This window comes from Pseudomonas sp. CF161, from assembly GCF_000416215.1.
GTDB lineage: Bacteria > Pseudomonadota > Gammaproteobacteria > Pseudomonadales > Pseudomonadaceae > Aquipseudomonas.
The window spans coordinates 47,946-58,650 of sequence record NZ_ATLP01000106.1 but is presented as its reverse complement, the minus strand read 5'-3'; the positions used below and the strand labels follow the sequence as shown (position 1 = coordinate 58,650).

Genomic DNA, 10,705 nt, shown 5'->3' with positions numbered 1-10,705 from the left:
TGGCCTCGGTCGGTGGCCTGGTCAACGGCGGCACCGGCGGTGCCGGCCTGGGTGGCCTGGGTGGCTTGACCGGTAGCCTGGGTGGCGGCGCCAGTGTCGGTGCGGGAGCCGGGGTCGGCGTCAGCGGTGGCCTGGGTGGCGTATTGGGTGGCTTGACCGGCGCACTGGGCGGCGGCAAAAAATAAATTGCACCTGGCCGATTCGACGGCCTTACCTACAGCGCCTACGCTTGGTTGGGACGAGAGATTCAGATGAGTCTCTCGTCTTTTTCTTTTTGGAGCAGGGCAGTTTCGCGTCTCCCATCTCGACCAGGATCCTGACGGACGACTCGACTGAAGATTTTTCGCGATGCTGCGGTTTGACCATGGAGTGTCCTATGCGCGCTTTGGCTTCCTTGCTGTTACTGGGCTTTTGCTCTTACGTTCACGCTGACTCCCTCCCGCGTTTTCTCAATGGCAACGACACCATCCGCAATCTGCCCCAGCCCAACCTGCCGGCCGATGCCTATCGCCCAGCCACCCCGCAATTGCAGTTGCCGGAGCCGAGTGCCGCTCAGGGGCAGCCCCTGATGACGGGGACCAAGGTCACCATCCGCAAGCTGCAGATCGAAGGCGGCACCGTCTACCCCCTCGAAGAGCTGGCGGCGATCTACCAGCCGCTGATCGGGCACGAAAGCAACCTTGGCGCGCTGATCGAGGCCACGCGCAATATCACTCGCCGCTATCAACAGGACGGTTACCTGTTGTCATACGCCTTCCTGCCCCAGCAGAATTTCGACCAGGGCCTGGTGCGCGTGGTGCTGGTGGAGGGCTATATCAAGGACTACCAGTTGCAGGGCGATATCGGCCCGGTCTCGGCCTACCTGGACAAACTGGTGGCCAAGCTCAAGGCCGAACGGCCGCTGACACGCAAGACCTTCGAGCGCTACACCACCCTGATGAGCCGGGTGCCAGGGGTGACCCTGCAAGCTCAGGTTCCGCCTCCCGGCACCACCGATGGCGCGACTTACCTGATAGCCCAGGCCAGCCGCAAACCGTTCACCAGCACCCTGGGCACCACCGAGGACAACCGCAACGGCCTGCAGGCGTTGCTGGGGGTGAGCAGCAACTCGCAGACGTCCATGGGCGAACAACTGGGTATCAGCGGGCTGTTTCCGCCAGGCAAGGACCACGAGAAGTACTACCGCGTGGACTACAACCAGTTCATCAATGCCGAAGGCACCCAGCTGGTGCTCTATGGCACCCGTTACCGTGCCGACCCACGCGCCAGCCTGCAATTGGGCAACGGCCTGGAGCTGGATCCGCACCGCGAGAACGATCGCTTTTCCATCGGCCTCACTCACCCGTTCATTGCCTCGCCCAACGAAATGCTCAGCGCAGGCGCACGCTTGTATGCGATCAACGACAAGACCCGCTACAAGGTCAGCGGCACCTCGCTGATCCTGGATGAAAAAACCAATACCCGCGCCGTGGCCTTCGAAGGCGACTGGAGCAAATCCGACCCACGCCAGCTGCGCATCCTCAGCGCCGGGGTGTACCAGGGCATCGATGGCATGGGGGCGAAGACCGATAACAAGCTGGACCTGGACTTCTTCCGCCTGCGCCTGGCCGGGGTGCAGAGCGACAAGTTTCTCGACAATTGGCAGGGGGTGATGTCGGCCGCGCTGTATTGGACCGATGACACCGTGCCGGACAGCGAACGCGCGACCTTCGGCGGGCAGAACTTCGGCCGTGGTTACCCGGACGATCAGGGCCTGGGCGACAAGGGATGGGGCGTGGCCTACGAGGTGAACTACAGCTTCTATCGCGAAGGCGCCTGGGTCAGGGTGCTGCAACCCTACGTGGTGCTGGACCGGGCGAAGACCTGGTTCAACGAACTGCAGGTCAAGGGCAGTGATATGTCTTCGGCCGCAGCCGGCCTGCGCTTCGGTGACGCCAAGTACTACAACATCGCCCTTGAGGTCGCCAAGCCGATGTCTGATGAAGCCCTGGACACTTACAACCGGCGCCCACGCTATACCTTGAGTTTCAGTTACCAGCTTTAGTTGAACACCCCCACAAAAACAACCCGCGCCAGGCGGGTTGTCTTGTTGTTATTCATTCATAGGTTACAGATGGTTTTCCCAGGAACCTGAGTAGCCTGTTGGTACTTGAAAGTATCGACAGGCTTACAAACTTTTGCGCTCGCTCCCAACTAGCCGACACCCAGCCAGTGCATCATCCGCATCTAGTGAGGCCCCACCAAGTGCAACTTTGGCTGGGGAAACAAGTTGTCGAGGGTTTCCAGCAGGCGCACGTGATAGATGGGTTTGCGAAACAGATCCAGTACCTGGAGTCGCAGCAGATCGCTGACATCATCCATGTCGGCGTGCCCGGACGTGACAATCACCGGCAAGTGCTGGCGCGAGGTGTGCTCGCGCAGGCGCCTGATCAACGACAGGCCGCTTTCCTCGGGCATGCGCAGGTCGGTAATGACCAATGCGATATCCGGATGGCGCGTGAGGTGGGCCAGGGCGAGTTTTACCGAGGTTGCGGTGAAGCAGCAAAAGCCTTCGCCTTCCAGCAGCTCGGCCAGTTCAAGCACTGCATCTTCCTCGTCGTCCACGAGGAGAAGCTGCTGGCGTGGAGACGATGAAGCAGTCATGAGCAACACCTTGGCGCTGAATAGTGGGAGACCTTGATAACAGGAAACAATCGACCTCAAGGCACCGTTGGTCGCGTCACCGCTGTGCCTTGCAGAGCCACCAGCAGGTTGTTGAATATCGCTACAACGCGGTCGCCCACGGGGGTCACGAAGACCAATACCACTACCGCGACCATGGCGATCACGATTGCATACTCAATCGCAGAGGCGCCTTCGGTGCCTAGCAGCCAAAAGCGCATGCGCAGTACAAGATAGTCAAGGATCATGGACAGACCTCGTAGCGACCAACCAGCCGGTAACCCGATGCTCCCGGCTGATTACATCATCAAGATCAACGAGCGGCTGTCATGGCGTCGGACGAGTGACCGCAGTTCCTCCCAGGGCGACCAGAACGTTGTTGAAAATGGCCAGGACCCGCGCGCCCATCGGGGTGACGAAGGCCACCACGATAACCGCCACCATCGCTACCACAATCGCATATTCGATCGCTGAGGCACCTTCGGTTCGGTCGAAGAAAAGACGTGCTCTGAGTATCAGATATTGAAGAATCATCTTACTTCTCCTTGCGCCAAGGGCGCCGATATAACACTACTGCGCTGCAACATTAACCTTCGTTGCAACCAGAGCATTGTCAACAATCGGCCGACCTACAACTGTAAGAACTGATTAATCACTAAGTATTAATTGGAAGGTTGACGCCAGAAAACCTTGATTCAATGGCGCTCATCATACTTTCGTTAGTTATTTTCAAAGGAGTAATGGCGTTTCGTCCTAGCTGGGCTACCTTCAAATAGCGAAATAGTTGCATGTTCATAGCTGCCTTATTTGCGATGTCGAGTCATTTGCAAGCGCAAGGCGTAGTAGTGCAGCAGGAAAGGGAGAACCTAATATGAACAGTCGCGTCACCATGATTCTGGCTGGGCTGCTGCTGTTGGGTGCAGTCTTCGTCGGTTACTGGGGCCTGGTTGTCAGCCGCCAGCCTCCACCGCCAGCCCCGGTCGCCCAGCCCGCCACCCCTGGCACCGTGGAAAAAACCGTCGCCACCGCCGAGGACCAGACCCGCCAACCCGTGGTGGTCCTGGCCCATGATGTGCCGCCGTTTGTCGCCCTCAGCGCTGCCGACCTGACCCTGGAGCGGCTGCGCACCGTGCCGCCCGGCAGCCTTACCAGCATCGACCAGGCCGTCGGGCGCACGCCCTGGCGAGCTTTGGCCGGTGGCACCTGGCTCAGCGACGAAAGCTTCACCACCGGCGGCGCCCTGGCCCGCATGATCCACCCCGATGAACGCGCCCTGGCAGTCGCGGTAGACGAGGTGATAGGCGCCGCAGGCCAACTGAGCCCGGGGGATTACGTCGATGTGCTGCTGTTCCTGCGCCAGGACGCGACCAACCTCCAGCAATCGGCACAGATTGCCGTCCCGGCGATGCGAGTGCTGGCCGTCGGCGACCAACTGGGCCTGACCAATGACGGCAAACCGGCATCGCCGGCGCTGAGCGCCGATGAACGAATCAAGCAGGACCAACGGCGACTGGCCGCACGCACGGTGGTGCTGGCAGTGCCTGAACAACTGCTGAGCCGGATGATGCTCGCGACCCAGGTCGGCACCCTGCGCCTGGCCGTGCGCAGCAGCGAGGAGCAGCGCCTGGCGCGCTACTGGGCCGGGGATCAGGACTCCCAGGCCACTATCGATGCCGCCAACAGCAACCTGTTCCAGTTCACCCAACTGGCCCTTGGCAGCGGCCCCGCGAGCCCGGCAACACATGGCGGCGGAACCCGTCGTGCGGTCGAGGTGATTCGCGGTAACCAGGTCACTCAACAAACTCCCTGATTGAGCAAGGATGCACACATGCGCAGTCGTTCCATGCTGATGTCCCACGCCGCACTCCTGACCCTGATGCTGGCCAGCCTGCCTCTGGGCCAAGTGCTGGCCGCCAGCGCCGCAGGCTGCGGCGGCCTGGCGCCGTTACCCGCCGTACTGCAAATCGGCGAAGGCCTGCAGCAGGAGCTGCAATCACCGGTGGCCATCACCCGGCTGGCGGTGGGCGACCCGAAAATCGCCGACGTCCATCCCAACGGCGACAAGGCATTCCTGCTGACCGGCATGGCACCGGGCGCCACCACCCTGATGGTCTGGACCGCCTGCGCCAGCACCCCGCGCCAGAGCATGGTGTTCGTCCAGGGCCGGGCGACGACCGACATGACCGGGCGCGTCGCCCTGGCCTCGCAAGACCCGCTGCTGCCAAGCCAGGTCCAGACCGATATCCGCTTTGTCGAGGTCAGCCGTACCAAGCTCAAGGAAGCCAGCACCTCGATCTTCGGCCGTGGGAGCAACTTCCTGTTCGGCGCCCCGGGAACCATGCCCAATACCGGAGGTACCACCCCGACCTTTGGCGGCGCGCGAACCAATATTCCCCTGGACAACGGCAGCTTCAACCTCGGTTTCGGCAACGGCCGGGTGCTGACCCTGATCAACGCCCTTGAGGGCAGCGGCTTTGCCTACACCCTGGCGCGCCCCAGCCTGGTGGCCCTCAGCGGCCAGAGTGCGAGCTTCCTGGCCGGGGGCGAGATTCCGATTCCGGTGCCCAGTGCCGGCAGCGACAGCGTCACCATCGAATACAAGGAATTCGGCATCCGCCTGACCCTGACCCCGACCATCGTCGACAACCAGCGCATCAGCCTGAAAGTGGCCCCGGAAGTCAGCGAGCTCGACTACAGCAACGCCGTGACCATCGCCGGCACCCAGGTTCCGGCGCTGACCATACGCCGCACCGACACCAGTATTTCCCTGGCCGACGGCGAGAGCTTCGTCATCAGCGGCCTGATCAGCACCCGCAACAGCTCCCAGGTCAACAAATTCCCCGGCCTGGGCGATATCCCGGTACTGGGTGCGTTCTTTCGCGACACCAACATCAGCCGCGAAGAACGCGAGCTGCTGATGATCGTCACCCCGCACCTGGTGCAGCCGCTGGCGGCCGATGCGCGGCTGCCGTCCCTGCCCGGCGAGCGCCTGCGCAACTACGACCCGAACTTCTACCGCATGTTCTTCCTGGAAAACGGCAACTTCGATAAACGCAGTGGGTTATCGCAATGAGCCAAAGCCTGAGCCAGACCTTTCTCGCCATCACCCGCAACGACACCGACCTGGAGTGGCTGCAAGGCGCCCTCGCGCCCCTGGGCCAGGTGGTGAGTGCCGGCGGCGGCAGCCTCGACGAACTGCTGGCCCTGGTCGACGTCACGTTCGCCAACCTGGTGTTCATCGGCCTCGACCGCGAGCACGTCGTGGCCCAGTCGGCCTTGATCGAAGGCGCCCTGGAGGCGAAGCCGATGCTGGCCATCGTCGCGCTGGGCGACGGCATGGACAATCAACTGGTGCTCAATGCGATGCGTGCCGGCGCGCGGGATTTCGTCGCCTATGGCTCGCGCTCCAGCGAAGTCGCCGGCCTGGTCAGGCGCCTGAGCAAACGCTTGCCCCCGGTGGCGCCGAGCACCCTGCTCGGCGGCCTGACGGTGCTCTACGGCACCAAGAGCGATACCGACGGCGCCCTGATCTCCAGCCATCTGGCGCTGGTGGTGCAAAAAAGCGGGCAACAGACCCTGCTGCTGGACCTGGGCCTGCCGCCGGGCGACAGCCTGGCGCTGCTGGGGCTGGAAAGCTCGTTTCACTTTGGCGATGCCCTGCGCCACTTGCGCCGCCTGGATTCGACCTTGATCGACAGCGCCTTTACCACCGCCGAGGCCGGCCTGCGGATCCTCGCCTACGCGGCCAATGACGAGCCCCTCGACCGCACCAGCGCCGCCGAGCTCTACATGCTGCTCAGCGCCCTGCGCCAGCACTTCCAGCACATTGTGGTGAACCTCACCGGGCAGCCCGACAGCGAGGCCCTGCGCACGTTCGTCAGCCATTGCGACAAATTGCTGTGGTCCACCGATCAGAGCGTCCTGGACTGCCGACGCAACCTGGCGGTGCTCAATCTGTGGCGCGAAAAAGGCATGAAACTGGACCATGCACGGCTGCTGATAGACCGCTACCTGCGCAATGTCGCCCCGGACTCCGACACCCTGGGCAAGACCTTCGGCCTGGAGGTAATCGCAGCCCTGGCCCACAGCCCGGAGGTGCGCCTGAACGCCAAGAATCAAGGGGTCACCCTGTTTGAAATGGCCCCCCGGGAAAACCTCACCCAGTCCCTGCGCGTTCTTGGCGAACGCCTGGCCAAGCGCTCCGAAGGCCTGGCCAAACCCAAGTCCAACTGGTTCAACCGCATGCGAGGAGCCAAATGAACGGAGAGAAACTGTTCGGTGCACAATCGCGCGGCCCGGTCGGCAACACCGACCACGAAGGGCTGAAACTGGTCCTGCATCGCTACATCATCGACGCCATCGAAGAGTCCGGAAAAAACCTGCTGGAAGGCTCGCGGCAGAACCTTTCGCAGTTCGTCACCGACAAGGTGGCGGAGTACATCGCCCGTATGCACCTGGCGATTTCCCGCTATGAAATGGAGCGCCTGGCCGAAGAGATAGTCGATGAGCTGACCGGCTTCGGCCCCCTGGAGGTGTTGCTTCGGGACCCGGCCGTCACCGAAATCCTGGTCAACGGCCCGCACCGGGTGTTCGTCGAGCGCGACGGCGTGCTGCACCAGAGCGACCTGCGCTTCATCGACGCGCACCATGTCGAACGGGTGATGCAACGGATCCTCGCGCCCCTCGGCCGACGCCTGGATGAGTCTTCGCCTATGGTGGATGCGCGCATGCCCGACGGCAGCCGGGTCAATGCCATCATCCCGCCGATCGCCCTTGACGGGCCCTGCCTGTCGATACGGAAGTTTCGCAAGGACATGCTCAAGAGCGCCGACCTGGTGGCCATGCAGACCATCGACCAGGCGATCTTCGAGTTTTTCCAGGAGGCCGTGAGCAAGCGCTGCAACATCCTCATCAGCGGCGGGACCGGGACCGGCAAGACCACCTTGCTCAACATCCTCAGCCAGTTGATCAACCCACACCAACGCCTGGTCACCATCGAGGACGTGGCCGAACTGCAACTGGGCCACCCCCATGTGGTGCGCCTGGAAACCCGTCCGCCCAACGCCGAAGGCCACGGCGAAGTGAAAGCCAGCGACCTGATCCGCAACGCCCTGCGGATGCGCCCGGACCGCATCATCCTCGGCGAGATCCGCGGCGTCGAAGTGCTCGACGTACTGACCGCGATGAACACCGGCCACGACGGCTCCATGAGCACGGTGCACGCCAACACCGCCCAGGATGCCCTGCTGCGCCTGGAAACCCTGGTGGGCCTGACCGGGCGCCAGATCGCCGAACGCACCCTGCGCCAGATGATCTGTGCCGCGCTGGATGTGGTGATCCAGCTGACGCGCATGCCCGATGGCCGGCGCTGTGTCAGTGAAGTGGTGGAGGTGGTGGGGGTGCGCGATGACGTTTACGTCACCAACACCCTGTTTCGACTCGATCGACGCAGTGGCTTCGGCTTCCTGCGCGAGGCGATCAACCCGGCCGGCGACAAGCTGCGTCGCGAACATGACCTGAGCCTTAACTGAAGCGGAGCGAGCCCATGATCGGTCCCTTGCTGGCCCTGATTTGCCTGGTGCTCCTGGGCCTCTCGCTGTGGCTGTTCTACAACGGTATCCGCAAGACCAACACCGAAAAGGTGCTCAATCGCCTGGCCGAAGGACAACCGGAACTGGTACCGGAGAAAACCACCTGGACCGGCCTCGAACGGGCCTTCCTGCGGGCCGGCCTGGGGCGCCCCACCGAACGCCTGGGGCTGTGGCTGGCCCTGTGGGTGCTCGCGGTGCTGCTGGCCGTGGCAGCGGCGGGCTGGGTCGGCGCGCTGTGCCTGGTGCTGTTGCCGCCCCTGGCATTGCGCGCCTACGTCGCCTGGCTTTACAAGCGCCGGATCAAACGCATGATCGAGCAGTTGCCGCAGTTGCTCGATCACACCGTGCGCAGCCTGAAATCCGGACGCACCCTGGCCGATGCGGTACTGGGCAGCATCGACGCCAGCAGCCCGCCACTGAAAACCGCCATGGGCCGGGTCGAGCGCAACGTGCAACTGGGGGTCAACCTGCCGGAGGCGCTGCATGATTTTGCCGAGCTGTACGATCAGGACGAACTGCGCATGTTCGCCCTCGGGCTCAAGGTCAATCACCGTTATGGCGGCAACGCCAGCGAGCTGCTGGAGAACCTGATCAAGCTGATTCGCGAGCGTGACCAGGGCGCGCGACAACTGCGCGCACTGACCGGTGAAACCCGCATGACCGCCTGGGTCCTGGGCGCCTTGCCGTTGCTGCTGGTGGCGTACTTCATGGCCACCAACCCGGGCTACATGCTCGGCATGTGGAACGACCCCAGCGGCAGGACCATGCTGATCACCGCCATCCTCCTGCAAGCCTTCGGCTGCCTGGCGCTGTGGCGCATGTTGCGGAGTATCTGAGATGGCCCTCCTGGCAAGTGCCCTGCTGTTTCTCGGCGCCCTGTTGCTGGTCGCCAACAGCCTGCTGGAACAACGCCGGCGCGAACGCCAGGTGACCCAGCGTCTGCAAGGCCATATGGTGCGCGACAACCGCCTGAGCAGTTGGCTGCGGATACTGGGGGACAGCCGCTTCGGCCAGCGCTCGGTGAGCATCGACAGCGAGACCCTGACCCTGCTCAACCGCATGGGCTGGCGTCGCGCCAGCCAGCGCTCGCTGTTCGCCGCCTGCCAGATCGGCGTGCCGCTGCTGGTGCTGGGGGTGGCGCTGTTTGTCCAGGAAGTGCTGTTTCCCCAAGCCGACAACAAATGGCTGGCACCGCTGCTGGCGGCGGGTGCCGGCTACCTGATTCCAAAGCGGGCGCTGGCCTACCTGGCCAAGCGCCGGCAGAAACTGATCGCGGTCGAGGTCTCCACCTTTATCCCGCTGCTGCGCATACTGTTCGAGTCGGGCATGGCGGTGGAACAGGCCTTGCGCGTACTGGCCAGCGAAGGGCAAAAACTCCTGCCGCAATTGACCCATGAGTTGCGCCTGATCCTGACCCGGGTCGACTCCGGGCTGGAGCTGGGCCACGAATTGAACCAGACCGCCGTGCTGCTGGCGGTCGATGAATTCACCGACACCTGCGTGATCCTCCAGCAACTGATCCAGCAGGGCGGCGGCGCGATGAAATCGCTGCAGTCGCTCAAGCAGTTGCTCGACGACCGGCGCCTGACGCGCCTGCAGGAATACATCTCGAAAATGTCGGCCAAGATGTCGGTGGTGATGATGCTGTTTCTATTCCCGGCCTTGCTGATCGTACTGGCAGGGCCTGGATTCACCGCCATCGCCCGGGCTTTTGCTTCCTAGAGGGAACCTGATGAAAGTCATACTCGTCATGATTAGCCTGGCGCTGCTCAGCGGTTGTGCCACCAATGGACAAACACCCTGGGCCGCCCTGACCTCCTCAACCAGTTGCGCCAAGCCCAGCTCCGATCAGGAGCTGTCGCTGAGCCTGGCCGACGACATGGCCAATGAAGGCAAGCTGCACGCCAGCCTGGCCAACCTGCAGAGCCTGCCGGAAAACCTCGCTGAAGTGCGCCTGCGCAAGGCCAAGGTCTACCGGCTGCTGGGCCGCAGCGAAGCCGAGCCGCTGTATCGCAGCCTGCTGGGCACTTGCCTAGCGGCCGACGCCGAGCACGGCCTCGGGCAGATTGCCGCTGGCCGGGGCGATAACGGCCAGGCCCAGGCCCACCTGCAACGCGCCGCGCTGCTGGCGCCGACCAATGAGAAAATCCGCAACGACCTGGGCGTGGTCTACCTCAATCAACTGCGCCTGGAAGACGCGCGCTTCGAGTTCCTCACCGCCATCGAACTCAAGCAGAACGACCCACTGGCAGCGGTCAATCTGGTGACCCTGCTGATCTATCAGGACAACTGGAAACAAGCGGCCGAGGTGGTCAGCCGCGCCGGCCTGAGCCCCGAGCAGTTCAACCAGGCCCAGGAACGCGCGCAGAAACTCAAGGCGCCGGTCGGCAGTTCGCCAGCCAAGGGCCAGGTCGCCGTGGTCGACGACCCGTTGTCACCGAGTATCAAGTAAG

Annotated in this window: 12 protein-coding genes; 9 read left to right on the top strand and 3 right to left on the bottom strand. The window is 63.1% G+C overall.

The window, feature by feature from the left end; genetic code table 11:
* Both CF161_RS33220 and CF161_RS23840 read left to right on the top strand, forming a co-directional pair.
* The coding region (locus CF161_RS33220) for a hypothetical protein (protein ID WP_020299186.1) at window positions 1-185 on the top strand (185 nt) is incomplete at its 5' end.
* Between the two features lie 191 nt (window positions 186-376).
* On the top strand, window positions 377-2,044 hold the full coding sequence (locus CF161_RS23840) for a ShlB/FhaC/HecB family hemolysin secretion/activation protein (RefSeq protein WP_020299185.1): 1,668 nt from the start codon (window positions 377-379) through the stop codon (window positions 2,042-2,044).
* A gap of 182 nt (window positions 2,045-2,226) precedes the next feature.
* Here CF161_RS23840 and CF161_RS23835 read toward each other — a convergent pair whose 3' ends face one another.
* The 3 genes from CF161_RS23835 to CF161_RS23825 form a co-directional block, all read right to left on the bottom strand.
* Window positions 2,227-2,643, bottom strand: a complete 417-nt coding sequence (locus tag CF161_RS23835) for a response regulator (protein ID WP_043230252.1) — start codon at window positions 2,641-2,643, stop codon at window positions 2,227-2,229.
* A 56-nt stretch (window positions 2,644-2,699) separates the two neighbouring features.
* A complete protein-coding gene (locus CF161_RS23830) occupies window positions 2,700-2,909 on the bottom strand; it encodes a Flp family type IVb pilin (RefSeq protein WP_020299183.1) in 210 nt (69 codons plus the stop codon).
* A 79-nt stretch (window positions 2,910-2,988) separates the two neighbouring features.
* Window positions 2,989-3,195, bottom strand: a complete 207-nt coding sequence (locus CF161_RS23825; RefSeq protein ID WP_020299182.1) for a Flp family type IVb pilin — start codon at window positions 3,193-3,195, stop codon at window positions 2,989-2,991.
* Window positions 3,196-3,532: 337 nt separating this feature from the next.
* On the opposite strand from CF161_RS23825, the gene cpaB reads away from it, so the two are divergent.
* The 7 genes from cpaB to CF161_RS23790 are packed head-to-tail and all read left to right on the top strand — an operon-like array spanning window position 3,533 to window position 10,704.
* Complete coding sequence (gene cpaB, locus CF161_RS23820; protein ID WP_020299181.1) at window positions 3,533-4,471, top strand: Flp pilus assembly protein CpaB; 939 nt, start codon at window positions 3,533-3,535, stop codon at window positions 4,469-4,471.
* 18 nt (window positions 4,472-4,489) lie between these two features.
* On the top strand, window positions 4,490-5,734 hold the full coding sequence (locus tag CF161_RS23815; protein ID WP_020299180.1) for a type II and III secretion system protein family protein: 1,245 nt from the start codon (window positions 4,490-4,492) through the stop codon (window positions 5,732-5,734).
* Entirely contained in the window at window positions 5,731-6,921 is a 1,191-nt protein-coding gene (locus tag CF161_RS23810) for a pilus assembly protein CpaE (RefSeq protein WP_020299179.1), read from the top strand. The genes CF161_RS23815 and CF161_RS23810 overlap by 4 nt, the downstream gene beginning before the upstream one ends.
* On the top strand, window positions 6,918-8,192 hold the full coding sequence (locus CF161_RS23805) for a CpaF family protein (protein WP_020299178.1): 1,275 nt from the start codon (window positions 6,918-6,920) through the stop codon (window positions 8,190-8,192). The genes CF161_RS23810 and CF161_RS23805 overlap by 4 nt, the downstream gene beginning before the upstream one ends.
* Before the next feature lie 14 nt (window positions 8,193-8,206).
* Entirely contained in the window at window positions 8,207-9,088 is an 882-nt protein-coding gene (locus tag CF161_RS23800; RefSeq protein WP_020299177.1) for a type II secretion system F family protein, read from the top strand.
* Window position 9,089: 1 nt separating this feature from the next.
* Window positions 9,090-9,974 carry a type II secretion system F family protein gene (locus CF161_RS23795; protein ID WP_020299176.1) on the top strand — a complete coding sequence of 295 codons (885 nt, stop codon included), beginning with the start codon at window positions 9,090-9,092 and terminating at the stop codon, window positions 9,972-9,974.
* A gap of 10 nt (window positions 9,975-9,984) precedes the next feature.
* Window positions 9,985-10,704, top strand: a complete 720-nt coding sequence (locus CF161_RS23790) for a lipopolysaccharide assembly protein LapB (RefSeq protein ID WP_020299175.1) — start codon at window positions 9,985-9,987, stop codon at window positions 10,702-10,704.
* Window position 10,705 lies beyond the last annotated feature (1 nt).

Bases quoted from the DNA above. Each gene is read 5' to 3' on its own strand.
- CF161_RS23840 (WP_020299185.1), top strand. From the start codon at position 377: ATGCGCGCTTTGGCTTCCTTGCTGTTACTGGGCTTTTGCTCTTACGTT.
- CF161_RS23835 (WP_043230252.1), bottom strand. From the start codon at position 2,643: ATGACTGCTTCATCGTCTCCACGCCAGCAGCTTCTCCTCGTGGACGAC.
- CF161_RS23830 (WP_020299183.1), bottom strand. From the start codon at position 2,909: ATGATCCTTGACTATCTTGTACTGCGCATGCGCTTTTGGCTGCTAGGC.
- CF161_RS23825 (WP_020299182.1), bottom strand. From the start codon at position 3,195: ATGATTCTTCAATATCTGATACTCAGAGCACGTCTTTTCTTCGACCGA.
- cpaB (WP_020299181.1), top strand. From the start codon at position 3,533: ATGAACAGTCGCGTCACCATGATTCTGGCTGGGCTGCTGCTGTTGGGT.
- CF161_RS23815 (WP_020299180.1), top strand. From the start codon at position 4,490: ATGCGCAGTCGTTCCATGCTGATGTCCCACGCCGCACTCCTGACCCTG.
- CF161_RS23810 (WP_020299179.1), top strand. From the start codon at position 5,731: ATGAGCCAAAGCCTGAGCCAGACCTTTCTCGCCATCACCCGCAACGAC.
- CF161_RS23805 (WP_020299178.1), top strand. From the start codon at position 6,918: ATGAACGGAGAGAAACTGTTCGGTGCACAATCGCGCGGCCCGGTCGGC.
- CF161_RS23800 (WP_020299177.1), top strand. From the start codon at position 8,207: ATGATCGGTCCCTTGCTGGCCCTGATTTGCCTGGTGCTCCTGGGCCTC.
- CF161_RS23795 (WP_020299176.1), top strand. From the start codon at position 9,090: ATGGCCCTCCTGGCAAGTGCCCTGCTGTTTCTCGGCGCCCTGTTGCTG.
- CF161_RS23790 (WP_020299175.1), top strand. From the start codon at position 9,985: ATGAAAGTCATACTCGTCATGATTAGCCTGGCGCTGCTCAGCGGTTGT.